At 47.7% G+C, this 25,143-nt stretch carries 30 protein-coding genes; 12 read left to right on the forward strand and 18 right to left on the reverse strand.

From position 1 onward, the window contains the following. Nucleotides 1-13: 13 nt before the first annotated feature. Nucleotides 14-742, forward strand: a complete 729-nt coding sequence (locus ACYVGO_RS35660) for a universal stress protein (RefSeq protein WP_142774383.1) — start codon at nucleotides 14-16, stop codon at nucleotides 740-742. Nucleotides 743-828: 86 nt separating this feature from the next. On the opposite strand, the gene ACYVGO_RS35665 is transcribed toward ACYVGO_RS35660, so the two are convergent. The 4 genes from ACYVGO_RS35665 to ACYVGO_RS35680 form a co-directional block, all read right to left on the reverse strand. Then, on the reverse strand, nucleotides 829-1,296 hold the full coding sequence (locus ACYVGO_RS35665; protein ID WP_460973454.1) for an OsmC family protein: 468 nt from the start codon (nucleotides 1,294-1,296) through the stop codon (nucleotides 829-831). Nucleotides 1,297-1,320: 24 nt separating this feature from the next. After that, nucleotides 1,321-1,941, reverse strand: coding sequence for an FMN-binding negative transcriptional regulator (locus ACYVGO_RS35670; RefSeq protein ID WP_460973455.1), 621 nt, complete (start codon nucleotides 1,939-1,941; stop codon nucleotides 1,321-1,323). Between the two features lie 121 nt (nucleotides 1,942-2,062). After that, on the reverse strand, nucleotides 2,063-2,695 hold the full coding sequence (locus ACYVGO_RS35675) for a LysE family translocator (protein ID WP_460973456.1): 633 nt from the start codon (nucleotides 2,693-2,695) through the stop codon (nucleotides 2,063-2,065). Nucleotides 2,696-2,708: 13 nt separating this feature from the next. Next, nucleotides 2,709-3,332, reverse strand: a complete 624-nt coding sequence (locus ACYVGO_RS35680) for a pyridoxamine 5'-phosphate oxidase family protein (protein ID WP_460973457.1) — start codon at nucleotides 3,330-3,332, stop codon at nucleotides 2,709-2,711. Between the two features lie 85 nt (nucleotides 3,333-3,417). Here ACYVGO_RS35680 and ACYVGO_RS35685 point away from each other — a divergent pair, with 85 nt between their 5' ends. Beyond that, nucleotides 3,418-4,941 (forward strand): aminotransferase-like domain-containing protein, encoded by a 1,524-nt coding sequence (locus tag ACYVGO_RS35685; protein WP_460973458.1) that lies wholly within the window; start codon nucleotides 3,418-3,420, stop codon nucleotides 4,939-4,941. Here ACYVGO_RS35685 and ACYVGO_RS35690 read toward each other — a convergent pair. The 4 genes from ACYVGO_RS35690 to ACYVGO_RS35705 all read right to left on the reverse strand — a co-directional run bounded on the left by ACYVGO_RS35690 (nucleotide 4,938) and on the right by ACYVGO_RS35705 (nucleotide 7,517). Then, entirely contained in the window at nucleotides 4,938-5,480 is a 543-nt protein-coding gene (locus ACYVGO_RS35690; RefSeq protein WP_246859210.1) for a Uma2 family endonuclease, read from the reverse strand. The genes ACYVGO_RS35685 and ACYVGO_RS35690 overlap by 4 nt on opposite strands. A gap of 141 nt (nucleotides 5,481-5,621) precedes the next feature. After that, nucleotides 5,622-5,885: an Ada metal-binding domain-containing protein gene (locus ACYVGO_RS35695; protein ID WP_460973459.1), complete on the reverse strand. Its 264-nt coding sequence runs from the start codon at nucleotides 5,883-5,885 to the stop codon at nucleotides 5,622-5,624. After that, a complete protein-coding gene (locus tag ACYVGO_RS35700) occupies nucleotides 5,882-6,586 on the reverse strand; it encodes a 2OG-Fe(II) oxygenase (protein ID WP_460973460.1) in 705 nt (234 codons plus the stop codon). Before ACYVGO_RS35700 ends, ACYVGO_RS35695 begins: the two co-directional genes overlap by 4 nt. Before the next feature lie 85 nt (nucleotides 6,587-6,671). Further along, entirely contained in the window at nucleotides 6,672-7,517 is an 846-nt protein-coding gene (locus ACYVGO_RS35705) for a bifunctional transcriptional activator/DNA repair enzyme AdaA (protein WP_460973461.1), read from the reverse strand. A 180-nt stretch (nucleotides 7,518-7,697) separates the two neighbouring features. Between ACYVGO_RS35705 and ACYVGO_RS35710 the strand changes: the two genes are divergently transcribed. Beyond that, on the forward strand, nucleotides 7,698-7,994 hold the full coding sequence (locus tag ACYVGO_RS35710; RefSeq protein ID WP_142774374.1) for a YtxH domain-containing protein: 297 nt from the start codon (nucleotides 7,698-7,700) through the stop codon (nucleotides 7,992-7,994). A 57-nt stretch (nucleotides 7,995-8,051) separates the two neighbouring features. On the opposite strand, the gene ACYVGO_RS35715 is transcribed toward ACYVGO_RS35710, so the two are convergent. Then, entirely contained in the window at nucleotides 8,052-8,786 is a 735-nt protein-coding gene (locus ACYVGO_RS35715; protein WP_460973462.1) for a lysoplasmalogenase, read from the reverse strand. Nucleotides 8,787-8,928: 142 nt separating this feature from the next. On the opposite strand from ACYVGO_RS35715, the gene ACYVGO_RS35720 reads away from it, so the two are divergent. Further along, the gene (locus ACYVGO_RS35720; protein WP_142774373.1) at nucleotides 8,929-9,231 is read left to right on the forward strand and encodes a hypothetical protein; all 303 of its coding nucleotides are present in this window, start codon (nucleotides 8,929-8,931) and stop codon (nucleotides 9,229-9,231) included. A 94-nt stretch (nucleotides 9,232-9,325) separates the two neighbouring features. On the opposite strand, the gene ACYVGO_RS35725 is transcribed toward ACYVGO_RS35720, so the two are convergent. Next, nucleotides 9,326-11,896: a M1 family metallopeptidase gene (locus ACYVGO_RS35725; RefSeq protein WP_460973463.1), complete on the reverse strand. Its 2,571-nt coding sequence runs from the start codon at nucleotides 11,894-11,896 to the stop codon at nucleotides 9,326-9,328. A 154-nt stretch (nucleotides 11,897-12,050) separates the two neighbouring features. Between ACYVGO_RS35725 and ACYVGO_RS35730 the strand changes: the two genes are divergently transcribed. Then, on the forward strand, nucleotides 12,051-13,322 hold the full coding sequence (locus tag ACYVGO_RS35730; RefSeq protein WP_142774371.1) for an asparagine synthetase B: 1,272 nt from the start codon (nucleotides 12,051-12,053) through the stop codon (nucleotides 13,320-13,322). Between the two features lie 48 nt (nucleotides 13,323-13,370). Here ACYVGO_RS35730 and ACYVGO_RS35735 read toward each other — a convergent pair whose 3' ends face one another. The 3 genes from ACYVGO_RS35735 to ACYVGO_RS35745 all read right to left on the reverse strand — a co-directional run bounded on the left by ACYVGO_RS35735 (nucleotide 13,371) and on the right by ACYVGO_RS35745 (nucleotide 14,818). After that, nucleotides 13,371-13,718 (reverse strand): hypothetical protein, encoded by a 348-nt coding sequence (locus ACYVGO_RS35735; RefSeq protein WP_460973464.1) that lies wholly within the window; start codon nucleotides 13,716-13,718, stop codon nucleotides 13,371-13,373. A gap of 67 nt (nucleotides 13,719-13,785) precedes the next feature. After that, nucleotides 13,786-13,992, reverse strand: a complete 207-nt coding sequence (locus ACYVGO_RS35740; protein ID WP_460973465.1) for a GDCCVxC domain-containing (seleno)protein — start codon at nucleotides 13,990-13,992, stop codon at nucleotides 13,786-13,788. A gap of 58 nt (nucleotides 13,993-14,050) precedes the next feature. Next, a complete protein-coding gene (locus tag ACYVGO_RS35745; protein ID WP_142774367.1) occupies nucleotides 14,051-14,818 on the reverse strand; it encodes a class I SAM-dependent methyltransferase in 768 nt (255 codons plus the stop codon). A 252-nt stretch (nucleotides 14,819-15,070) separates the two neighbouring features. Here ACYVGO_RS35745 and ACYVGO_RS35750 point away from each other — a divergent pair, with 252 nt between their 5' ends. Then, the gene (locus ACYVGO_RS35750; protein ID WP_460973548.1) at nucleotides 15,071-16,510 is read left to right on the forward strand and encodes a GWxTD domain-containing protein; all 1,440 of its coding nucleotides are present in this window, start codon (nucleotides 15,071-15,073) and stop codon (nucleotides 16,508-16,510) included. After that, nucleotides 16,483-17,310, forward strand: coding sequence for a 23S rRNA (guanosine(2251)-2'-O)-methyltransferase RlmB (gene rlmB, locus ACYVGO_RS35755; protein WP_460973467.1), 828 nt, complete (start codon nucleotides 16,483-16,485; stop codon nucleotides 17,308-17,310). The genes ACYVGO_RS35750 and rlmB overlap by 28 nt, the downstream gene beginning before the upstream one ends. A gap of 52 nt (nucleotides 17,311-17,362) precedes the next feature. On the opposite strand, the gene ACYVGO_RS35760 is transcribed toward rlmB, so the two are convergent. The 3 genes from ACYVGO_RS35760 to ACYVGO_RS35770 form a co-directional block, all read right to left on the reverse strand. Continuing rightward, on the reverse strand, nucleotides 17,363-17,953 hold the full coding sequence (locus tag ACYVGO_RS35760) for an HD domain-containing protein (RefSeq protein ID WP_460973468.1): 591 nt from the start codon (nucleotides 17,951-17,953) through the stop codon (nucleotides 17,363-17,365). A 159-nt stretch (nucleotides 17,954-18,112) separates the two neighbouring features. Then, nucleotides 18,113-18,613: a hypothetical protein gene (locus ACYVGO_RS35765; protein ID WP_460973469.1), complete on the reverse strand. Its 501-nt coding sequence runs from the start codon at nucleotides 18,611-18,613 to the stop codon at nucleotides 18,113-18,115. Between the two features lie 132 nt (nucleotides 18,614-18,745). Next, nucleotides 18,746-19,144: a c-type cytochrome gene (locus tag ACYVGO_RS35770; RefSeq protein WP_142774363.1), complete on the reverse strand. Its 399-nt coding sequence runs from the start codon at nucleotides 19,142-19,144 to the stop codon at nucleotides 18,746-18,748. Between the two features lie 173 nt (nucleotides 19,145-19,317). On the opposite strand from ACYVGO_RS35770, the gene ACYVGO_RS35775 reads away from it, so the two are divergent. Next, a complete protein-coding gene (locus ACYVGO_RS35775; RefSeq protein WP_460973470.1) occupies nucleotides 19,318-20,055 on the forward strand; it encodes a class I SAM-dependent methyltransferase in 738 nt (245 codons plus the stop codon). On the opposite strand, the gene ACYVGO_RS35780 is transcribed toward ACYVGO_RS35775, so the two are convergent. Further along, nucleotides 20,027-20,428 (reverse strand): iron chaperone, encoded by a 402-nt coding sequence (locus ACYVGO_RS35780; RefSeq protein ID WP_142774361.1) that lies wholly within the window; start codon nucleotides 20,426-20,428, stop codon nucleotides 20,027-20,029. The genes ACYVGO_RS35775 and ACYVGO_RS35780 overlap by 29 nt on opposite strands. 112 nt (nucleotides 20,429-20,540) lie before the next feature. Then, on the reverse strand, nucleotides 20,541-22,229 hold the full coding sequence (locus ACYVGO_RS35785; protein WP_142774360.1) for a VRR-NUC domain-containing protein: 1,689 nt from the start codon (nucleotides 22,227-22,229) through the stop codon (nucleotides 20,541-20,543). Between the two features lie 30 nt (nucleotides 22,230-22,259). Here ACYVGO_RS35785 and ACYVGO_RS35790 point away from each other — a divergent pair, with 30 nt between their 5' ends. Genes ACYVGO_RS35790 through vapC form a run of 4 tightly spaced genes read left to right on the forward strand, consistent with a single transcriptional unit; the run spans nucleotide 22,260 to nucleotide 25,065 of the window. Beyond that, nucleotides 22,260-23,237: a DUF2157 domain-containing protein gene (locus tag ACYVGO_RS35790; protein WP_460973471.1), complete on the forward strand. Its 978-nt coding sequence runs from the start codon at nucleotides 22,260-22,262 to the stop codon at nucleotides 23,235-23,237. Next, the gene (locus tag ACYVGO_RS35795; protein ID WP_460973472.1) at nucleotides 23,224-24,414 is read left to right on the forward strand and encodes a hypothetical protein; all 1,191 of its coding nucleotides are present in this window, start codon (nucleotides 23,224-23,226) and stop codon (nucleotides 24,412-24,414) included. The genes ACYVGO_RS35790 and ACYVGO_RS35795 overlap by 14 nt, the downstream gene beginning before the upstream one ends. Nucleotides 24,415-24,457: 43 nt before the next feature. Next, complete coding sequence (locus tag ACYVGO_RS35800) at nucleotides 24,458-24,673, forward strand: type II toxin-antitoxin system VapB family antitoxin (RefSeq protein ID WP_460973473.1); 216 nt, start codon at nucleotides 24,458-24,460, stop codon at nucleotides 24,671-24,673. Then, entirely contained in the window at nucleotides 24,670-25,065 is a 396-nt protein-coding gene (gene vapC, locus ACYVGO_RS35805; RefSeq protein WP_460973474.1) for a type II toxin-antitoxin system VapC family toxin, read from the forward strand. Before ACYVGO_RS35800 ends, vapC begins: the two co-directional genes overlap by 4 nt. The last annotated feature ends 78 nt before the right edge of the window (nucleotides 25,066-25,143 follow it).

Below are 25,143 nucleotides of genomic sequence, written 5' to 3' on the forward strand. Positions count from 1 at the left end.
CCGTAAACATTTTATGACAACCCTACTATTCCCTACCGATTTTTCGTCCAATACAACTGCCGCTTTGGATTGGGTGCGGCTCTTTGCGCACAAAACGGGTGCTACCGTTACGTTACTGCACGTTTTTCAACCCATGGTTGCCGATACTACGTTTCCTACTCTTGGCGATCCAGGAATGGGTTTTATCGCATCTCAGGAACTTGAAGATATTAGCCGCCAGCGATTGGGCAAACTGGCCGATGAACTACAAGCTGAAGGGCTATCTGTTGAGGTTGACTGGCGCATTGGCTTTGTTGATGACAGTATCCTGGATGCCGCCCGCGAACGTTCGTCTGACTTGATTATAATGGGACGAAGTGACCTAAGCACGTTTTTTGACCGACTGGCGGGTAGTGCGGTAACCGATGTGGCCGATAGCGCTCAGTGCCCGGTGCTGATTGTACCCACCACGCCCGAAGGACATGCCATTCGTCCGGCTCAGGTACATACAATTGCCTATGCCATGCAGCCCGAAACAACGCAGGCTCAGGTGTCTTTTCAGACAGATTCACTGGTAGAGGCATTTGACGCCCAACTGCTCATTCTGACCGAAGATAAACTGGAGGATGCCCATGCTGACCTGATTGTGATGCAATTATACCCTGCATCCGGGTTTCTGGATAGTTTATTCCACCCCAATCACGTGGCCAAATTGATTGAAAAATCAGAAGTACCGGTGCTGGTTTATCACGAGAAAAAGTAGTGTACGTGGTGTCAGTTTCTCAAAACCTAAGGCATGGTAGCTATAGGTTTTGAGAAACCTCAGAAGTCAGATTTAAGAATCTGACTTCACACTATACAAGTTGGTTCATGGTGAACTGGAAAGTTACAGGAGTTAGCTATGAAGCAGAGCTTGTTTGCCTGATGGTGCAGCTCATTGGCCTTGTCGATCATGGAGGAATCTGCAACTACAACATGTGGATGAAGCGTGACCTCACTAAAATGCCCACCACCTTCCGGCGTTTCGACCATAACGCCTGTTGCCTTATCGGTGTATTCGATCACGTTGACACCCGCTACGGCACATAAATGTAGGTACGACAGCATATGGCAAGTTGATAGTGAGGCAACCAGTAATTCTTCCGGGTTATATTTTGTGCTGTCGCCCCGGAACGCTGGGTCCGATGAGCCAGGAATGTCCGGCTTATTATCGACGGAGATGATATGACTTCGCTCGTAGGATCGGTAGGTACTGGTTCCTTCTCCTGTATTACCAGTCCACTTTATTGTCAGCGCGTATTGATGTTGCTTCGCCATAGCTGATTTTGTTTGGGCCAACAATCATGGGCGCCGAGCTGCCATCTCATTGGCTAGCTCCTTAGCGCTCGGGTTGTTGGTTTGTTGTAGTTCAGAAATGATGTTCTGATAATTTTTGTCGTCGCGATTCTGACTCAGTTTAGCCGTACCTTGTAATGTGTCAATAGTCATGGTAAAGGCGACGATACCCCGCATCTCCTTACGTACATACCCTTCCGTCATGCTGTCTACCGATACCGGATGCTTAGAATAGGCTTCGTGCTTATCTACCTGTTGACGCAGGAATGCCAGGGTTTCGTCGTCCGTCAATACGCGGGTTCGTCCTGTAATCTGAACGGCAAGGTAATTCCAGGTCGGCACATTCACATGATCGTACCAGGACGAGGATATGTAGCCATGCGCTCCCGAAAATACAGCCAGTGCGGGCGTAGCCTGATCCAGCAACTTCCATTGTGGATTCGCTTTCGCCAGGTGACCAATCAACTGGAATTGGCCGTCGGCATCGGGTAGGAGTTCGATGGGTATATGCGTGGCTACGGGAATACCATCGTTGCCTGTGGTGACCAGTAAGCCAAACGGGTTATCCCGGACAAATTGAAACAAACTATCGCGGTCGGTTTCCTGAAACAGTTTGGGGGTATACATAGAGGTATCGTTGTTCGTATTAGAATCACGAAAGCCAGGACGAATTTTGTGTGATCCCATCGGGGTCACACAAAATGTACCCATAGTTAGTTTTCATGATTGCTAAATTAATGACTATAAATTACTTCCCTTTATCAATGGCCATGCGCATCGCAAGCCCGGCCAGGATACTGGCCATAACCCATTTTTGCGCCCGAATGTAGGTCGGACGATTCTGAAACCAACGTGCCATCCGCGCTGCTGATAGTACGATCAGGAAGTTGACGGTTGCGCTGACTACTAACTGTGTAAGTCCTAATTCAACGTTTTGAGCGAGTAACGAACCGTATTCGGGCCGGGTGAACTGTGGGAAAAAGGACAGATAGAAAACGGCTACTTTCGGATTCAAGGCGTTGGTTAGAAAACCCATTTGGAATAATTTGGCATTGGAATCGTGGGGCAGATTGCGTGTCTCAAATGGGGAACTACCGCCGGGTTTGATCGCTTCCCAGGCCAGAAAAAGTAAATACCCAATGCCAAGCCAGCGCAGAATTTCGTACACCATTGGGATGGCCATAAATACAGCGGTTAGCCCAAATGAGACCAGAAAAATATGTACCAGAAAGCCGGTCAGTACACCCGCCAGCGACAGTAACCCAGCGCGTCGTCCCTGGGTGATGGATCTGGAAATGATATAAATCATGTTCGGGCCAGGACTAAGTACCAAACCCAGTGCAGCTAGCGCGAAAAGCAATAAGTCGTTAATAGGTAGCATAGTAACGATTGGCTTATTGCAGATAAGCTGGCAAAACTGTATTGACACTAAGCTCCGCTGGCACTGGTGTTAGGCGCACCGTTTGCAGTGGAATTACACCCGACCAGGTGGGAAGGTGCTCATCTTCAGGATCATCATTTGGTCCACCGGTACGCACCTTTGCGGAGGATTCGGCCAACAAGAAACGTAGGACAGTGGTTTTTCGCATTTCACTATCGGTAGTGGGGCGCAGGTCATCCCAGCGGTTAGGAATCAGGTGGTCAGTCAGTAAAGCCAGGGCATTCATTCGTTCGGTTTCATCCGTAACTTTTTCCGCTGTAGCGAAGATCACAACCGACCGATAATTGACCGAGTGATGAAAAGCTGATTTCGCTAATACCAACCCGTCGGCCAGTATGACCGTGATACAAACCGCACCCCCGTGTTCGATAGCCCGGATGAAATGGCTACCTACCGATCCATGAATATAGAGCTTGTCACCCTGCCGGGCGAAGGCGGTAGGAATGGCCATCGGTTGCCCGTCGACGGCAAAACTGACCGTGCAGAATAAGGCTTCATCAAGAATCGGGTGAATGGTAGCTTCATCGTAATGAGCACGTTTGGCTAATCGGCTGGGCGTTGTGCGAGCGGTTTGCATAGGATCTAGTTAATTTCTGAAACAAATGTCGTTCTTTGCTGGACTATTGAAATCGTCCGATTTTTATAAAACTGCTAGTCCGGTTATGTTGCCATTCAGATCCCTGATTCAGATTGATAAGTCATCAACAACGCCCGTTTTCCTGCAGCTGAGTGATCAGCTTGGTCAACTTATTCGGAAAGGTAACTTAGCCCCAGGTCAGCGTCTGCCGGGTACGCGTCAACTAGCCGAATTACTGACATTGAATCGCCAAACCATCGTAGCGGCTTATGACGAAGGCTTAGCACAAGGCTGGCTCGAAAGTCGGTCGGGGAGTGGGACCTATGTAGCGACTCACATTGAAGAGGTTAAACCACAAGCATTGGTGTCGGAGGGTACTAGTAGAAACGCCATATCTCAACGATATGGCGTTTCTGAAGGTCAGACGAATAAACAGCCCGGCTATCGTTTTGAATCGCTCAATTTTCTGGTTCGGCCTGTACTCACCGATCAGGCTGGGTTACGGCTGGATGATGGTTTCCCCGACATCCGACTGGCACCCATGGAGGAATTGAGCCGGGCGTATCGCTCGTATTTTCGATGGGGTAACCCGCAGAAGCACTTCGGCTATGGCGATACCAAAGGGCATTTGTTGCTTCGGGAACAACTCTCGATTCATTTGAACGAAACGCGGGGACTACGAACAACGCCCGACAATGTGCTCATTACGCGTGGCAGCATCATGGGGTTGCACCTGAGTTGCCAGGTACTGTTACGGCCGGGCGACGTAGTTGTAACGGGCGAAACGACCTGGGCTGGTGCCACGATGAACATACTAAAAACGGGCGCATCGGTGCTGACCGTTCCGGTTACTCAACAGGGTATGGATATTGATGCCCTGGAGGCTCTTTGCCACAAACAGCGAAGCATCGCCCGGCCAATCCGAATGGTTTTTGTAACTCCCCATCACCACTATCCAACCACCGTAACGTTGCGGGCAGACAGACGAGTTCGATTGCTCCAACTAGCTGAACAGTACTGTTTTGCTATCCTGGAAGACGATTATGACTACGATTTCCATTACCTCAGTCGCCCGATTCTTCCCCTGGCCAGCGCCGACCAGCAAGGCATGGTCGTTTATGTAGGTTCGTTAACTAAATCCGTTGCACCGGCTTTTCGAATTGGCTACGTAGTGGCCCCATCGGCCGTAATTGATGAACTGGCAAGGCTCCGACGCATCATTGACCGACAGGGCGATCCAATGCTTGAGTTTGCCATTGGGCAACTCCTTAAAACGGGCGATTTAAAGCGCCATTTTCGTAAAGCCCTACGCACCTATCACGCTCGGCGCGACCATTTTTGCAATCTATTGACAAGGGAATTGCCCGATGTCATTCAGTTTACAAAACCCGACGGCGGACTGGCTGTCTGGTCTACATTTGATCCGGTCATTGATATGGAGTTGATAGCGCAACGAGCGGCTCGGGAAGGGCTGATGTTGTCGAGTGGTGTGTTGCATAACCCCCCCGGACAGCGGCTCAACGGAACGAGACTGGGGTTTGCGTCCAGTACAGAGGAGGAACTCGAGCAAAGTGTGGTGGTATTGAAGAAGGCAGTGCTAGGTGCTTAATAAACTATCTCCTCGTCATCGAGAAGTTGCTTGATATTCAGTATACAATTATCCAGTACAGTAATGTTTTCGGTCCAGTTAACCACATACCAGGTTGGATCATTGTGGTCAATGACGTAGACTTTCTGTGTACCTGTAATTACCCACAGTACTTTCTCAACACCAAAATCAAGCAGTTTTTGCGACTTCCGCATAATGTATTCGTCGGCTTTGCTCGGAAAATCAGATAAGTCGGCTTTAATATCAACTTCAATGACGATTTTCGGTGGTATATCGAAATATTTTCCGTTGAGTTTGCCAAGCTTTTCTTTCTCAAAAAGAACCACATCGTTACCTAGATTATCATTCAATGCCAAATGCAAGCCTATTTCATTGGTGGCAAGCAGGTATTTTTTTCGATTGATGACACTATATAAATACCCATTCAGTAACGAGACTAGTACTCCCTGTAAATCAGAACACGACCTAATTTCCTCAATAGATTTCTTGCCTGCTAAAACCTCCTGGTAGCCCCAGTAATAAACAGGTTTTCCGCCCACATTTCGTAGATGAGGGCGGACGGAATAGGTCGGGTAGACAAACGACTGGTTCGCCGGGGTGGCTTTTTCTAGGTAACGACCGTCATGTTTATGTTGAGTTTGTGTATGGACAAGTTTAGTATAAAAAATGGCATTACAAACCTACTTACTAGCTTCCTTCCAGACCTTGTATTTGTCTGGTAGGCAAACCGCACAGGGCCGATAACCAAGCGCAACAGCTTCTGTTTCTTCCTGAAAAAACACCCGCTTTTCCGGTTTCATGCGTTTGCCTGTTCGGCAGGTAAGGGTACCGTAAATCTTTCCGGGACGATGGCCTCCTATCGTAATTGCTTTGCTATTTATCAATGTTGCCAGATTACGAAGCTGGGCAAAACGTGTCGGGCCGAGGGCCGTGTGCCGAATCATGCTGCGTCGTGAAAAATGAGCCCTACCGTCATCCGTTGACCGGTTTTTACATCACTCACTCCATGACGCATACCTACCTTATGATAGCCTCGTGACCCTTTGCCAGGCCGATATTTTGTGGTAAACAGCACAATCTGACCCTGTCCGGGTTGCAGTACAATGGCTTTCGATTGCATACGGGGGCGTTGCTCTATTAATACAAATTCACCTCCTGAGAAATCCTGGCCGGGTTGATTCAGAAACAGAACGGCCTGAAACGGGAAGTATAATTCACCGTAAATATCCTGATGGAGTGCATTCCAATCACCCGCGCCGTACTTCAGAATTAGTGCCGTTGGGCGCTTTTGTCCTGCTTTGTGGCAGGTTGCCAGCCAGTCGTCGAGGTCGGTTGGGTACCGTTGTGGAATGCCGAGTTTTTCGTTCCAGTCGTTAGCAACCGGCGCTATGTGTGTAAACAATTCGTGTCGAAGCGCATCGACAAGGGGCGGTAATGGGTAATTAAAGTACTTGTACTCGCCACTGCCATAACCATGTTTCTGCATGACAATTGACTTTCGAAACAGGACTGGCGTATCGAACAGGTTAGCCAGTTCACGGCATTCGTCGGGTGAGATTAGTGAGGGTAAAACAGTAAAGCCTGTTTCGGAGAGAGTTTGCTGGTAAGATGGCCAGTTGATAGAAGTGAGCGGTTTGTCAAGCATAATTACCATCTATATTAAAAAAAATTTAACCACAGAGACACAGAGAAAAGCCACAAAATCTCTGTGTCTCTGTGGACAATAACTTTTATTGATCAACCCGCGCAGCTTCCCAGCCGAGCATGGCTTGTTTACGTTCAACTCCCCAACGGTAACCGCCAAACAGGCCGGTTTTTTTGATAACCCGATGACATGGAATTAGATAGCCAACGGGATTACTTCCAATGGCTGTTCCAACGGCCCGTGAGGCTGTAGGCTGCCCAATGGCTTCGGCAATCTGGTCGTAACTAGCCAGCCGCCCTTCCGGAATTTTGAGTAAGGCTTCCCATACTTTAAGCTGAAAGGCAGAACCGCGAAGTAAAACTGGTAGCGCATGTGTTTCAGAGACAACGTCGTTTGACGGAAAAACCTGATCCGCCAGGGTTTGTACTGCATCCTGATTCCAGTGAAGTGCAACTTCGGGCCAGGCGGCTGTCAGAATGGATTCAGGAGTGTCTCCGTCGTTCAGGAAGTGGAGCAGTGCAATTTTCCCGTTGATGGCTCCCAATACGTATTCCCCAAAGGGACTATTAAAGATACCATACGAAAGGACAAGCCCGGAACCAGCTTGCTTGAACTGGCCTGGGGTAATGCCTTCAATTGTAACGAATAGATCGTGTAACCGACCCGTACCTGAAAGGCCAGCTTCGTGGGCGGCATCACTTAGAGGAGCCCCTTTGCGTAGTTGGGTTTTGGCGTGTTCAAGGGTTAAGTATTGACCAAACTTTTTGGGACTAACCCCCGCCCATTCGGTGAATAATCGCTGGAAATGAAACTCGCTTAGATTCGCTTTTTCGGCCAACTCCCCAAGCGAGGGCTGCTCGCGAAAGTGCGTGGTGAGGTGTTCGATGGCGCGGGCAATTTGCTGATAGGTGTAGGTGCTGTTGGTTGTCATGACGTATCGTTGTTTGACCTATACAAATGTCGCCATAAGCCCTCCGAGAGGAAACCCGATTCTTGCGGAGTTATTAGACCGTTGATTTGTGCATTTCAGCATCTCCTCACATTGTATTAGTCTTTATAAAATCGTTTGGGTAGGTTCGGCAAGTAATTTAACCAACTAAAAACAAAACCTATGCCTGTCAACGCGAAACATTTAGCCACGTTTATCCTCGGTGCTGCTGCCGGGGTGGCGCTCAATAAGTATGCCCAAACGGAGGATGGTCAGAAATTGATGGCCGATCTGAAAGAAAAAGGAAATCAACTCAAAACGGAGGCCGAAGGAGCCATTGATAATGCGCCGGAGTATTTCGAGAAGCTGAAAACACAACTCGCTGAAATGCTCAAAACGAACTTCCCGAATGCCGAAGCCACCATTGACGATGTGTTAGGCAAAAAGCCAGACGCTCCCGAGCCAACCAGTCAGGCTTAAGTGACTACATCTTTAAAACGAACAGCGCCGGTCAAAACTGACCGGCGTTGTGTTTTACTATGATCGTACAGATTCAACTGACGTAGGCTGGTTTTCAGGCATTGATACCCATTGAATCATGCCCACAATAATCAAGTATTGGGCGGCTGCATAGGTACTCATGACAAGCCAGGTAGCGCCGGGAACAGGCGTCAGGAACTTGTCGATGGCAATCAGTGAGTCAGACAGGATAAATAACAAGGCACCCGCTACGACCCCGCCATACGCTGATGCACCCTCTCGTAAAACAGCCAGAAGCCCAATTGTATTCAGACAAAGGGCATATACGACAACCGGCCACCATAGCAATTGCAAGGCTGGATTGTGAACGAATGCCGGGCGGAGCACAGCCAGAAAAATGACCAGATACAGGACAAAGGGGAGCGCTCGTTTCCATATTGATGGGAGCGTAAGGTTTTGCCCATTTCGGCGTATAGACAGCCAGAAGGCTTTACTATAGCAGAGTTGCATGACTAAAAAAGCGCCCAGCCCCAGAGCAAACAGGTCAACTTCGCGGATCATCAGAAATACATCGCCCAATAAGGCGAATACCATACCAACCATCAACCAGCGGTAAATAGGGGGAAAGCCTGTTGTTCGATAGTGATGCCAGGCATACCCAAGTAGCAGACCCATAATGAGTGGTTTGCATCCGTAATGAAGCCAACTAATCGAGAACGTATCGCCAATCATTTCGAGTAGCGAGATCCCGACAAAGGCAAGCGAGAAGAATAGCGTAGGTTTTGTGTACACGGCGGTTAGTAGTAGGGGTATGTAAGCTAATTATATACAGAGTAAGTCGCTGCCTCACATCTACTTAGGCAATCTGCAGCGAGTCCGGTCAAACCATTTGGTTGTTGTTCCGTTTATAAAGTAATACTCAACAAAAAATAATATGGATAAGCTACAGAAGTTTGAGTTGATGAACAAAATCGTTCGTGAACTGGAAGACCTTCAGAATAGTCAGACAGCCCTGATCGAGAAAATTGGCAAGATTGAAGTTGATAATATGAATGGGTTAAATGACTCGTATCTGGAGAAAAACCTGGGTACGATGCACGGCAAAATTGCCGAGAACCTCGACACCATTACTGAGATTTTTTCGCACTTCGAGACTAAGCGCGATGAGTATGCAGAGAAAAACAGTGCAGCACTGGCCGCAGCGGAAGCAGCTGCCGCTATTGAAGCTGCTAGTTAGTAGGGCTGGCACGGGTAAACACCTGCGCCAGTCTCACAGCCTCAAAAAAAACGCCGGACTGTGAGTCCGGCGTTTTTAATTTATCCCATTATAATCATTTATACAGCAATCGGCTCGCCCGGAACGTCCGGTCGGCGGCTTGCAGGAGTTTGGCTCGTAAGCGGGCATTGTACCCTGGATGGTCAGTTAAGAACGTGCGTACCAGTTTGGCAACTTCGGGGGTTTGATACGCGGAGAAGGTAGAGCCTACCCATCGTTCAGGGAAAAAAATATCGCCCGTTTTCTGAATTTCTTCCAACAGTTCTAAACTCGTACGCAGATACTTCGCTGAGGTTTCTGTTCGTAATGGGTGGTGTAGATAGCCCAACGCATCAACGACCCAGGCTTCCCGTTCCCGATTGGCTTCATTGGTTAGTGACGCAAAAAACTGGTCGCGATTGGTTACGTTGCTCGATAAGGCAGGCATCATGAATTGCAGGCGCTTTTTGCGATCCGGGTTTTTGATGCGGGCCAGTTGTTTTTCCAGAATGCCATCCACAGGGTAATCGCGTACGGCCAGAGCCAGGGCGAGTGATGTGTAATCGTCTTCGGTAAGGGTTACGCCTGCGGGCGCTTTTTGCTCGTTCCAGATCGCATATAACCGATCTTTTGCTTCGGCACTACCGGCAATGTTCTGATAGAGTCTAAAAAGCAATTTCTTTTTACCAGAAGCCGTTTCCTGTTCCATCGCGTGCCAGGCCTCTTTCTCTACAGAAGCCGCCAGTGGCGGACGGTTTTCGGGCCGAGTGAAATTCCAGACCAGATCGGCTAATTGACTCGTCAACAGCCGTAAGTTTAGTTCTTCCGATTCTTTTCCTAGCAAACTTCGGTAGCCCGTGGCCAATTGGGCGGGGGTAATGCCTTGACCTGCCAGCATATTTTCATACAGATTGATATAAATGGACGCCCGTGCTACCGGATTTTTGATCCGCTCCAGTTGCAGAACCGACACAGAGTCGATCGGAAATACACCGTAGCCCTGCCCAGAGGAATTAAAGATGATATACTGTGGGGTAGGTTTGCCAATCGCTTGCGTCAAGGTAACCTGTGGCCGATCCATCGTTACTGTCAATTGATCGATGTGATCACTGTAGACCAGCTCTAGTTCAAACCCCTGGGGCCACAATCGCTGGGAACCATCTTCGCCCTGCTGCGAAATAACGAATTGTTTGATCGTTCCTCCGCGACCATCCAACTGATAACTGAACTTGGGTCGGCCAGTCTCGCTAACCCAAACGTGGTTCCAGGCTGCCAGATCGGTTGGGGTTCGAGCGTCCAGAATGGCGATCAGATCGGCCCAGGTTGCGTTACTGAATGCGTACTTTTTCAGATAGTCCCGAAGCCCATCGCGCAGAGCCGTTTTACCCATAAGTCGCTCCAGTTGCCGCATCATGATGGGCGCTTTGTGGTAAATGATGCCCCCATACATTGATCCGGCTTCCTGCAAATTAGCAAGGGGCTGGCCAATAGGGTTAGCGCCTTCCGTACGGTCAACTGCATAAGCGGCCGGGAAGTGATCGACTACAAACTGAAGATCGTAGTTAGCATCGGCGGAGGAGACTTCCGTGATTTTGTCGGCCATGAAATTGGCGAAAACCTCTTTTAGCCAGACATCATTGAACCAGCGCATCGTCACTAAATCACCGAACCACATATGGGCTGTTTCGTGGGAGATTACGCTGGCGCGGGCCAGTCGCTGATCGCGGGTGGCCCCATTGTCTAGAAATAAAGCCGAAGCCCGATAATCAATGGCGCCTACGTGCTCCATGCCTCCATACTGAAAGTCGGGAATAGCCGCGAAATCGAATTTTTGGAATGGGTAGGGAATCTGCGTGTACGCTTCCAGAAAGGTCAAAGCATCAGCGTGGAGTTTAAAGAGTGTCTCCAGGCTCAAACGAATCTTCGTTGAGTCGGTTTCGCGGTGCAGCAGCGTCATCGGCCGACCAGTCAACGTACGGGTTACTGGGGTAAATCTGCCCGCAATAAACGAGAACAGATACGTAGGAATGAGGTTAGAGGTCTGGAAGTTGACCGTTTTACGATCACCCGCAACGGAAGAGTCCTTGACGGCAGCATTGGTCATAGCCTGCCAATGGCCAGGAACCGTAAGTGAGAGTTGAAAGGTAGCTTTCAGATCGGGCTGGTCGAAGCAGGGAAAAACCGTTCGGGCACGGTCAGGAACGAGCAGTGTGTAGAGGTAATCATCGTTCCGATTTAGCGACAGATTGCCTGCCGTAAATTGGATGAAAATCCGGTTCGCGCCTGGCTTCAGAAAAGCAGTAGAAATTAGCACATGTTCGCTCTCAAATACAATAGAAATATCGACTCCATTCACTGAAACTTTCTGGATATGAGTGCGTTCTTCTTTAAAGTCGATCTGAAGAGGAGCACTCGTTTTAGCCCAATTGAAGGTTATCGTTTCACTGGCTGGAATTAGTTGGTTTTTCTGGGCTGGAATGTCGAACTTTAATGCATAGGCCAACTGACTAATTTGCTGTTTGCGTGCTTTGGCCAGTGTTTGAGAAACGCCCGTTTCAACAACTGGAGGATTGGTTGGTAAAGACTGACCGTTCCCCGACATAGCGATTAACAGAATAAAGAGTAGCGTACTACCGTAATGAATCATAGAAAGGTCATTTAATAGTCATTAATGGTCATTGAGAGTCAGTCGTTGTCATTACCAGTGTAGCCCCTTGCGTCATTTAGCAATCAATGGCTATTAATGACAACCAGCGACAATGGAATGACACTTAATCGTTGGGTCAAAAATAAGGTACTCTATGAAACAGCACCTATCTTTTCTGCTGCTATTACTGGCAATTACGGGTCGGGCTACCTCTGCCTGGGCCAATTATGTACTGATTCCGATGGATGATCGGCAGACAAATCACCTGAAAGCGTATGGAATTGCCTACAAAGTTCTAAAAGACGATCAGGATGTTGACTGGCTGCTGAACTACCGGGGGGGCAGTTTTATGATGAAACATACCGCTGCCGTTGAAACCGAATGCCGGGTTCGGGGCGTATCCTTCGATGCTATTTCCGATGCACAGGCGGCTTCCATTCGTCAGCAACTGGCCGATCCCGACCTGAACATGAATGTAGTGACACTCCAAAAAGCGGCCAAAATCATTGTGTATTCGCCCATTAAGGTGAGCCCGGCCGAATTTGAGAATACCGATGCGGTATTGCTCGTACTTACCTACGCTGAGATTCCGTATGAGGTGGTCTATGACGAAGAAATCCTAAAAGGTGATCTGGCCAAGTTCGACTGGTTGCACCTGCACCACGAGGATTTTACGGGCCAATATGGCCGGAATATGCACCGCCAGTCGCTGGCCGATATCAAAGCCCAGGAAGACATTGCCCGTAAGTATGGCTATAGTAAAGTATCGCAGATGAAATTAGCGGTGGCGAAAGCGATCAAGGCATTTTGCGCGGGTGGAGGTTACCTGTTCGCTATGTGTTCCGCTGCCGAAACGCTGGATATTGCGCTGGCCGCCGATGGCGTCGATATTGTAGGCAGTAGCTACGATGGCGATGGCATGGACCCCGATGCACAGGAAAAACTTGATTTTACCAAAACGTTTGCCTTCGGAAACTTTACCCTCGAATCGGATAACGGCTACCGGGGTTTTTCGACATTTTCGGACATCAATTCGGCTGGAGGACGCGGCTTCGACCAGCCACAGGGTTTCTTTGAGCTGTTCAACTTTTCGGCCAAATGGGACGTCATTCCGGCCATGCTGACGCAGAATCACGAGTCGATTATCAAGGAGTTTTTCGGGCAAACGACGGCTTTCCGCAAAGGGGCCGTCAAGCCAAGTTCATTGGTGATGGGAGAAAGTAAATCCTCTGATCGCTACCTCTACGGCGAAGTGGGCCGGGGCCAGTGGACATTTTATGGTGGCCATGATCCAGAGGGCCTGCGTGGTGGTGGCGGCTTCCGCAATCCCACCGATCTGAACCTGCACCCACACTCGCCCGGCTACCGGCTCATTTTGAATAACGTATTGTTTCCTTCGGCTCGGAAGAAGAAGCGGAAGACGTAGGACTAATGGGTGATGGCGCGAACGTCTTGGTTCACGCTAGTGAAACTATCAAATCTTCTTTCGCTGCAACAGGTAAATAAATGTATCGCCTTTCAGTTTGAACGTAACGAGCTCCCAGCCGTGCCGCACCATAAAGTTCAGTGCATCGATGCTGGAATTGAAGGTAATAACACGTTTATCGGCATCTGCTATTTTCTGACGGGAAAGGCCACTATCCACAAAATGCTGACCGTGGTCAATGAGAATGCGGGCTTTGGAAAAACCATTGGCATTTGTGCAGATTAATTGACAGAAAGGCGTATTCGTTGTATCAATAGCAACCCCATCCACATACACCTGAGCGTAGCTCTGGCTGGCCAGAAGCAGGTTTAGGCAGACAATGAAGAGTACTTTCATGAGTATAAGCTAACCCCTTGAGCTAAGTTTGTTCTTTCTTCCGGGCTGGTAGTTTGTTAAATCTGGCTTATTGAGAGCAACATTGCTGTTGTTGCTGTACAGGTGGACATTTGGCCGACCCATACGAGCAAAAAACACAGCAATCGCCCGATAAGGGCCTTAATAATGTCTGACAACCTCTGCACTCATAGAAAAACTGGCAGGCGTTCATCGGCATGGTTTCCAGTCTCTGATGGCCGCACTGTGGGCAGGTGATTGTCGATTCTAAAGTCATTACTGTTACGGAATCAAATCCACTACTTGTTGAGTTACAAATACAGATGAACGGCCGTTTACTTCGTTGCTACGTAAAAGAAATCAAGACTTCCGGCGGGGTCTTTGCTGACAAGGTAATCCGTATACTTGATTTGGGCAGCCAGCCCGTCGGCTTGCAGCAGCCGGTTGCGGTTCAGGCGATTCATCAGATCGTAGGGTACTTGCAGGAGTCGTCGGGGGAGTCGGTATTGCAGGTTGAAAATATCGAAGCGCGTTAGTTTTTTAACAGATTCTTTATTCTGCTCGTAGTACGTCATCACCTTGTCGTTGCCGTGAATTCCCTTCGTTTCAACTTTGGGGAAGTAGTTTGCCATCAATGACTTCAGTCCATCAGCATAGTATTCCCGAACGTGCCAGGGGTTGCGGGTGAGCGAAAAGGTTTTATTCACCGTTGTCAACAGCAGTTTACCACCTGGTTTTAAAACCCGATGCGCTTCTTTAATGAATAAATCGTCGTTTTCGATATGCTCGATCACCTGAAACGTTACAATGTAATCGAACGTATTGTCAGCAAGCGTACGCAAAGGAGGTATATTGGCAGAAATAAACGTTGAGGTTGGATATTCGGCCTGAAGCGCCTTAATTAACTCTTCGTTCTTATCGATACCGGTATAATGGGTGGCGGCTTTAGTCAATAATTCCAGCCCCCGGCCCCAGCCGCAGCCAATTTCGAGTACATTACCGCTCACCATCGCAGCTGCTTCGACATAGGGAAACAGCAGGCGCTGATGAACCGGATTATCGGATGCAATTTCGGCTGAAGTAATTTCTGTGGTTTTATACATAGTTCGTTCGGGACGTTAGCCGTTGCATATAGTTAACGTCTTTGTTGCAATTCAATCTGTAAAATTACTCTTTTGTGTAAGCAAAGAAAAATGAAGCGGATTCATAAGTCGAACCGGCCTGTTTTTTCGTTATTAATAAACTAGTTCAACGAACGAATTATCGTTAAAACCAGACTGATGAACGGAGCCGCTGTTGCGGTTGTCAAAATTGCGAAAGTAATCCAACTCATCGGTCTGAAATGCACCGTTTTTATGCGCATTCTGTCTGCTTTACTCTTACTTACCATTCTATCGGCCTGCTCAAGCAACAAAAAGACGCAGCAGGCTAAAATCAATGCGGCCTACGACGCCCGTACTGAAGCTCAGCGCAATCAGGCCAACCGGCCACCCGCTACTCGTACAGACGATGGCCAGCGAACAAGCATAGCCACGCAAAGCGATGCGCGTCCGGCTACAACTCAGGCACCGGCACCCGTCAAAGCGGCTGATGGGGCGGCTATTGGTACAGGCCCTGCTATGTCGACAAAAGGGGGCGAATGGGTGGTTACGTCCATCAAAGGAAAGTTTCTGGCGATTGATACATCCAACGTACGGGTGTATATGGACTTAACGGCAAAAACACCAGCGGGCGAAGCCATTATGAACCCCGCCGATTTTGTCGAACATTTCCTGATTGCCTACGTCATGTATCCCGATTATAACAATAGGGAACGGCTGGGCTACGGAACGGTGCCTTTAACTACCCAAAATGTAGGACGGGATGGAGATCACTTGACACTGACATTTGATATAAAGCGGCCCAAAGGAGCTACCAGTGCTGTTTTGCTGACTGAAATTACCGAAACAAACAGCGGGACCAAAGCGCGTAATGATCTATCGTTACGGTTCAACGCGCCTAAATTGAGTGATCGGTTTACGTTGTTTAATAAGAACAGCAATCAGCCGCAACTGCGAAATTACGTGAATGTGGGCGATACGGTTATCCTTCGCGATGTGAGCGGCACCAGCAAAACTCTGTATGGTGTTCGCTATCGGCATGATTTTGACGCGGCTTCGTCGCCAATGAATACATCGCCCCGGCCGGCTTCTAAATCCCTGTCAGTGGATTCTTCGTTGAGTATCACAACAAATCAGCCGTTCGTACTCCCGCGCGAAGGCCTGTACTATTTTGTGGAAGATACAACCGATGCATCGGGTATCGGGTTAGTCGTTGCGGACAAACGATTTCCGAAGCTGACCCGCCCTGAGAAACTCATTAAGCCTGTGTTGTATATGAGTACCAGCAGCGAAATTGGGGAACTGAATCAGGCGCAGGATACCAAAAAGGCGTTTGATCGTTACTGGCTAAGCATGATGTCGGGTAATGAAGACGTTGCCAGAAAAACACTGAAAGCTTACTTCGATCGGGTTGAAGAAGCGAACCGGTTATTTACAACCTATAAAGAAGGCTGGAAAACCGATAAAGGCATGATTTACATCGTGCTGGGAGCTCCCGACCGTGTGCAACGGAACCGGGAGCGCGAAGTGTGGGTTTATAATCGCCGGGCTAATGTCTCGGAGGTTAATTTTACATTCACGAAGAAACCGAATCAATTTGTCGAAGACCATTATGAACTGGTGCGCTACATTGAGTATCAGCCAATTTGGTATCCGATTGTCGAAGCATGGAGAACCGGCGCAATCCGCGAGTAAATCGCCCCAATCATAATCGAACGAACAATTCCCGTCCCCAGTTTCGTCCTGAGCCCGACGAAATGGTGTTTGGTATTCAATCCGTTATCGAGACGCTCAAGTCTGATCAGCAGATTGATAAACTCTACATGGACAAGGAGTTAAGTAATCATGATATTCAAAATCTGGCTTTTCAGAAACGCGTCACCATTCAGCGGGTACCGGCAGAACGGCTTGATCGATTTACCCGGAAAAATCACCAGGGAGTTGTTTGTCTGATTGCTCAGGTTCAATACGTTAAGCTGTCCAATGTGATTGCGGATGTATTTGAACGGGGCGAACAGCCGTTTTTTCTTTTACTTGACCGCATTACTGATGTTCGGAATTTCGGCGCTATTGCCCGCACCGCCGAATGTACGGGAATTCAGTGCATAGTTATTCCGGGTCGGGGCTCGGCTGCTATCAACTCCGATGCTATGAAAACTTCATCGGGTGCCTTGAACCACATTTCGGTTTGCCGGGAGCCTGAACTCACCGAAACCGTAAAATACTTGCAGGATTCAGGCATTACAGTGGTGGCCTGTACCGAAAAATCAAGCCGTGATTTGTACGAGCGAACAACCAATCTGACTGGTCCACTTGCTATTATTATGGGATCGGAAGAAGACGGTATTTCGCCTGAACTGCTTCGTATGGTAGACACCCACGTTAAAATTCCACTACTAGGAGCGGTAGGTTCACTGAACGTATCGGTAGCAACGGGCGTGGTGCTATATGAAGCTGTACGCCAGCGCAGTATGCAAATTGAGCCTGTTGAATAAAGGCCTGGTTAGAACTGAATCTATTTATTTTCCATATGGGGGCTTTAAGCCCCTATTTTTTTAGAATTCCACGGTCAACGCTATCGTTTAGCAATTGCTCGGCATACTGCCAAATGGTAGCAGACCCATTCTGGATAGCTTTCTTCTTTTCATAAACCTTGGCATAGTCTACACTGAATTCCTGCCAGGTGCCCCCATTGTTTGATACGTTTTGAAGCAAGGGTTCTAATCGATCCATTGATCGGGCAAACTTTGCTTCGTCCGTTTTACTTTCTTCAAACTCCTCCCAGATGGCAATAAATTCGGTGGCCTGTTCAGTGGGCAACAAGCCAAAGATCCGTTCCGCAGCTAATCGTTCTTCATCGGTGTTATCATGACTTTTTTGGGTATCGTAGATAAATGTATCACCGGCATCAATCTCGACAATATCGTGGATCAAGACCATCTTCAACACTTTCAGCACATCAATGGGCGTATTCGAATGTTGCGCGAGAACGATCGTCATCATGGCTAAATGCCAGCTGTGTTCCGCATCATTTTCGTTTCGGTCACTGTTAAATAGTTTCGTCTTTCGTTGAATGTATTTAAGCTTATCGATCTCTTTGATAAACGCGATTTGCTTTACTAGCTGATCTGGCTGCATTGTAAGTGAAGTAGAAATTTCCTGGTCAGATTCTTGATTGACTTCTGAACAAAGCTAACTGTTCTTCTCATAAAAAAGTCCCAGCCTGAAGCTATCAGGCTGGGACTTTTTTATGATTGTGCATCTTGATCAATGCTGATCGAGTTGATTCTGCCTAGGTTAAGGTAGCTTCTCCCGGAGAATTTGTAGGATAAGCTCTTGGCCTGACTTAACGTCACTTATTTCCTGTTGAAACTGATCGAACCGTTGATTGATGTTGACCACAAAATGATTAACAGTGACCGTTAATTCTGCTAATCCTTTTGCTGTAATTGCAACACTACGTTCTATGCCCGGTATTTTAGCCACCTGTTGCTCAATTCCAGATATTTTAGCCACCTGTTGCTCAATTCCAGATATTTTAGCCACCTGTTGCTCTATACCTGGTATTTTGGCTACTTGCTGTTCAATGCCGGAAATTTTGGCTACTTGCTGTTCGATGCCTGGTATTTTAGATACCTGCTGTTCGATGCCGGGTATTTTGGCTACTTGCTGTTCAATACCAGATATCTTGGATACCTCATTGATGATTTGGCCGTTACCCTCAATCAGGCGATCAACTTTCTGTACAAAGTCAGCTAATACCGGCTCAATTTGATTAAGTCTCTTATCAGGTGTCATACAGCAAATATAAGCAAATAAATAACTTTAGGTGACTTAAGGAAAAAACACCGGACGTAGCCCGGTGTTTTTTCCTTAAGCATTTATGCCTTCCCTTTGAGAATCAAAGGGTTTTTGCCATCTGAACGTAGCTTACGCTGACTTCTTCGTTTTCTTAGTTGTGGTCTTCGTGCTTTTCTTGGTGCTAGTTTTTGTATCACCATCCAACGAATTGATCCAGACGGCTAATTTCATGGCATCTTCCTTTGGTACTTGCGTCATTGGAGCCATTGGCGGATAACCAGGCCAGTGCGAAGGAACAGGCGTATAAATCAGCTTTACGATTTCTTCGTTCGAGTAATTTTTCTTGGCTACATCTACATAGGCCGGACCAACTAGGCGCTGGTTTGGGCGGTGGCAGGCAATACAGGTGTATTTGCTCATCAGGGCATTCATATCTGCCGGAATATCGGCTGGTGCCTGAGCGTTAGCGTCGAAGGAGGCTACGGCAAGCGCAGCCGAAGCGATGAGAATGCCAAACGTTTTTTTCATGAGAATCGGGTAAACGATAAAAGGACGAACTAGTTGATAACCGGGTAAAGGTCAGCTTCGCAAAAATATACGGTTTAATGCGATAACCCAATTTTAGCTACGGTTTTTCCTAGTAAACTAAACATTAGACAGTTGTTCTACAAAAACGTTTAATATTTGCCAAAACAAAAAATATGCAGCCGCTCGACCGCTTCTCCGGCCACGCCGATCTCTATGCTCAGTATCGAATAGATTATCCATCTGAGCTGTATGACTTTGTACTTCCATTGGTTGCAAACCGGCAAACTGCCTGGGATTGCGCTACGGGTAACGGGCAGGTGGCGGGGGCATTGGCAGCTCTATTCGAACAGGTTGAAGCCACGGATATCAGCGAAACCCAGCTCATTCTCGCTATTAAAAAATCGAATATCAATTACCAGCTTAGCCCCGCCGAGCAAACCCCTTTTGCTAATTATACCTTCGATTTGATTACGGTAGCTCAGGCTCTACATTGGTTTGATGTCAATGCCTTTCATGAGGAAGTCAGACGGGTAGCCAAACCGGGTGCTGTACTGGCCGAATGGGGTTATGGTTTGGTGCAGCTTGGTCCCGATCTGGACTCAATCATGCTGAATTTTTACCGAAACCGAATTGGCCCCTACTGGGATCCACAACGGAAATACATAGACGATGCCTACGCCACCTTACCATTCCCATTCGCCGATGTGCAACGGGCAACATTCACTGCCCGGCGAACGTGGTCTTTGGAGCGCTTTTTAAATTACCTGCGTACCTGGTCGGCGGTGCGGCAGTACATCCATGAAAATGAGGAAGACCCCGTTAAATGGCTAGGGGAAGAGTTAAAGCCGCTTTGGGGCGACGGCGAGCGCGAGGTTTGCTTCCCTATTTTTTTGCGGATGGGACGGGTTTGATTTTGGCTTTCTCCAGAGTTTTATCTACTCTGAACTTTACGATTTTATCAATCAAGTCAAGAGGAAGTGGGGTGTTCAGTGGGAAATTTATTGTACTTTTCGCACCGGCATAAGCTGAAAGTTCTTCTTTAAATTCTTCCGTTTCTCTGGGTACAGGGTATAAGCCAATGTGGTTTCTCCAGGCGGCAAAACTCACTAAATTACCGTTTAAGGTAAACGTTGGTATTGCGTATTTTATGGTTTCCTCAGCATCTGGCGCAGCCTTTTTGATAGTGGCCCGTATAGCTTCCAGCATCTGTTGAATGTTCTCTGGAAAGCCTGCTATGTAGTCATCGATGTTTTCCGCTGGGCTGTTTTTTGCCGTAGTTGCCATTGTCTAAGCTAGTGGATGCGTGAGTTACTGATACAAATCTACACCCACTCGTTGTACTGAATACTGTGCAAAAACGACATTGTTACGGGTGGAATGCGACTTTTTTGGCAAACTAAGCCTCCCAAATCACTCGTACCACTTTCCCCCTCACGCCAATGGTCTGAAAAAATTCCAGCCAGTGCAGTTGCTGCGGCCCGAGGTGATCGGTGGGGGATTTGACTTCAACAAAATCATAATCGCCCTGCTCATTCCAGATAAGCAAATCCGGGAAACCGCGCGTATGCTCTCGGACGTTGCGGGCCATTTCGAGCAAAATCAGCCGGAGCTGATCAACAGACAACAGCTCGACCATACGCTGAACCAGCGTGAGCAACTCATCCGACCAGTCGACGAGTACGTTGGTAATGCCGTATTTTGCATTGAACATTCGACCCATATGCCGTCGCCAGTCGTCTTTTGTGTCGAGTTCAGCAAGTCGCTTTTTTAGTAAGTCTTCACGCTTTATGTAAAAGTCGGGCAGGTAAAAATCAGATGGGGCGCGTTGGAGCGGGTGGTGGATGGCCGATACGTTGGCATCGTAAATAATATCCCAGAAAGCCAGCCCGAACAGGCCACGCCAGGGGTAGTTTTCTGTGAACGCTGCATCGAAATCCTGCTCTAAGTAATAATTCATCACACCCGCTTCTACATGGTGGCGATAGGCTGCTGGAATATGGACACTGTCGGCATCCGACAGAAAGCGTGTAGTGGCTTTTCGGGTACGTTTTTTCTCACCCAGACCCAGAATTTTCTCGCGGAAGTCATTCGCGAAATACCGCTCTTCGGCGTTTAACGGATTGACTGCAATTTCGTCGCAAAGAGCAAGGGCTTCGTCAATTGCGCCATTGCGGAACAACAATCGAACACGCCGTTCGCGGGCGGGTACACGGTCGGAGAGTTCATAGACAGATAAGGCCTGCTCAGGTAGTTTCTGTCGTTCCAGATAAGCTCCAACCCGACAAACCAGTTTCTGATACCCTGGAATGGCTATTTCGGTTAATTCAGGGCGGGTTTCATTCCAGTTCAAAAACCAGTTATAAATGTCATCAGCGGGGGTATCGGCTTCTTTGAGTTCATAAAATTCTTCGTTCGTCAGCGAAATCAAGAGCTTATCTTCCACCTCTTTTCTGGTTCGGAAACGGGCCGTAAGCTTGCTTTCGTCGTAGCGCTCAAAGTTGACCATACCCAGATCGCGAATCACGAATTCGGTCATGCTACTGCCCCGATTGCCAAAAAACAGGTACTTTACCATCATGCCCTCGACCTCAAAATTCATCTTAATGACGGTCTCGTGGGTAGTAAGGCTCGTAACAATCTCGCCGAAATCAAGTTCGTTTAAGGCATAACGCACAACGTGTTCTTTCTTCTCTTTGGCCAATGCCCTGATCTCTTCCGGCTCCAATGGCAACAGATCGAGTAGTTCGGGTTTGGTGAAAACGCTCAAAGCCACTTCGCCCATACTAGCCTGCTGGGGCGAAAGACGCTCTACAAATCCAGCCTGAAGCAGCTCACCAACGGCTGCCGGTAAGTCAGTTATTTCGGCATATTGTAGTTTGTTGACGCGAAAAAAGAGTCCTTTGCGATTGCTGAACCGGACATACAGACACTGAGCGTCGAGGCTTAAGGTGTCGAACCGATTCAAAAAATCCCATTCGGCATCGTTCAATAAATTGCTGTACAACCGTTTAACAAAATCCAGCACGTAGCGGAAATTGTCAAGGTAGTACCGAGGGGTGAGAATAATTTTCTGTCGTCCAACCATGCTGTATAAGTAACAAAAAAATAATTAGTTATGTCCCCAACGGATGTTCTGAATGAACTCAATAAACAAGGTATTTTGCCGCCTAAGCAGCAGACGGAAATTGCCGTTATAGAGCAGAAAAGACCGTTTTCGCTTCATTGGGAACTTCGATCGATGCTATACATCGGTATACTTCTGTTAAGCTCAGGACTAGGGTTACTGGTTTATGACAACTTTGATCAGATTGGACATGGGGCCTTGCTGGCAGCTATCGCGCTGGCATGCGTTGGGTGTTTTTTCTTCGCCTGGCGTTATCGGCCCGACTGGACACCCGCTGAAACCAAAAGCCGTTCCACGTTCGGTGATTATGCGCTGATTCTAGCCTGTCTGTTATTCCTTACGCTCGAAGGATATGCTCAGTATGCGTACAACGTGTTTGGCACCCGGTATGGGCTCGTAACCCTACTGCCTGCTTTGCTGTTTTTACCGCTTGCCTATCGGTTCGATCACCGAGGTATACTGGGTATGGCGTTAACAGCCCTGATTTCGTGGGTGGGTGTAACAGTACGGCCGCTTGAACTGTATTTTAAAACCAATTTTTTTGATCAGGATACCGTCTTTTCGGCCATTATTCTGGCGCTTGTTCTGATTGGCGCGGCCATGTTGCTTGATCGAAAACGCATTAAACCTCATTTTACCTATACGTACCTGGCCATGGCCGGAAACTTGCTGATGGTGGCGTTGTTGGGTGGGTTATTTAACTTCGAAGATAGCCGGTTGTGGTTTGGACTGGGATTGGCGATAGCCTGTTTCGTCCTCGACCGATATGCGAAACGAGATAATTCCTTCTTGTTTTTGCTGATGGGTGTGGTCTATGGGTACATCGGAGTTACCTATCTGTTTTTTCATTACATGGATTTCAGTAGCGACGATCCCTATTTCTGGTATTTTATCCTGACAGGCATTGCGGTCGTCTATTATCTGATGAACCAGTTCACCAAACGAATCCGCACGAATGAAAGCGTATAACGAACAGTGGATTTATAATCGTAACATTCTGGAGCAGGCCGAGCGATGGCATCAGCAAAAGTTACTATCCGATGAGCAGATGACCCTTGTGCGGAAAGCTTATCCGGTAGAGTTTCGACAGACGAACGGCTTCCTAGAAATCGGCTTATTTCTCTTCACAACGGTTGCCATTCTGGCCTGTTACCTGCTTCCTGCGAGTATGTTCTCTATATTCTCAGAGTCGTCGACGACCTATGGCGTATTTAACATCATATTTGGCGTTGCAGTTGGGGTGGTTGGGTGGTTACTCATTAATCGGCGTCTGTTGTACCGGAACGGGGTCGATAATGCTTTTGTGGTAACAATGGCTGGTTTTTTGGCATTTGGCTACAATCAATTTCTACCCGATGGCCTTTCGCTTGCTGAACACTGTTTTCTGACTTTGCCGTTACTGCTGCTCATTCTCTGGTATTATGGCGACACGCTTATTGCGTTTTTTACCCTTGCCACATTCTACACCGCTGTATTTGATGGTCTTATCAAGTATGACTGGGGGAAAGATGCGTTGCCGTTTGTGATGATGGGTGTTTCACTTCTTTTGTATGTAGTGGTTACTCAGCTTGTCAAAAGAAATCCAAAGCAGGTGTATTATACTGATCCACTGAACCTCGTCCAGTGGGTTTCCCTGATTGTGTTAGCGGCTAGTAGTAACTATTTTGTGGTGCGTGAACTGAACGGACTCTTGCTTAAAACCAGCTTTATCAGTTCCCGGCATATGGATGCTCCCGAAATCGGACTACCCTGGCTGTTCTGGTTCCTGACGTTTGGCATTCCGGCCGTATACTTGTGGCAGGGGCTAGCCAAGAAAAATAGGATGTTAATTATATTGGGAATGCTTGGATTGATTGCTGCCGTGATGACCGTACATGAGTACAAGGCTCTGGTGCCCCTTAATGTAGCTTTGACGATAGGTGGGTTACTCCTAATTGGTATTGCCGTACTCAGTATCCGATTCCTTCGCCAACTAAAGCATGGTTTTACAGATGCGCCCGACGACGATTCACCGAACGAATTCTTTTTGAATGCAGCTACAGTGGCTGTCGTTCAGGCAACGGGTTCGATACACCCTGCGCCCAAAGGCGATCTTCGATTTGGTGATGGCGACTTTGGCGGGGCCGGAAGTGAAGGGAAGTATTGATGTGTATAGAAAATGATATATTTGTGTATAGACTCAGAAAGAGATGAGAACAAATATTGACATCAATGATGAGCTGCTTCAAGTAGCTATGGAAATTAGTCACATAAAAACAAAAAAAGCGATCGTAGAATTGGCTTTGCAGGAGTATATCAACATGATGCGCCGTAAAGATTTATTGTCTTTACGTGGGAAAGTTCAATGGGATGGTGATTTAGACCAGATGCGAACCGATAACACACCAACTGATTGGGATAAATGATTATTGATACATCCGTTTGGATAGATTTTTTTAGGGATGTTCAGAGTGCTCAGACAGATTTATTAGCCGAACTCCTGCTTGCGAAGGAGAGGCTGTGTATTACACCTACGATACTGCAGGAAGTATTACAGGGAGTACATGCTGATAATCATTTTGAACGAATAAAAATTGACCTGTTAGCCTGTCGCATGTTACAGATTGACCCTGTTAAAGCCGCTATTGAAGCGGCAACGTTATACCGAACTCTTCGCAAAAAAGGGGTAACGATTCGTAAACCCAACGATTGTTTGATTACTCATTACGCCATATTCTACGATATTCCTGTTCTGCATAACGATATCGACTTTGACCAAATCGCACGCTTTACTGCATTACGGATTGCCAAAGCGTAGGCGTAATCATAAACTTCCCACTCGCGTCTGCCGAAAAACCGCTAAGTTTGGCATCGAAAACCAACGACCATACGCAGT

Source organism: Spirosoma migulaei (assembly GCF_054776855.1).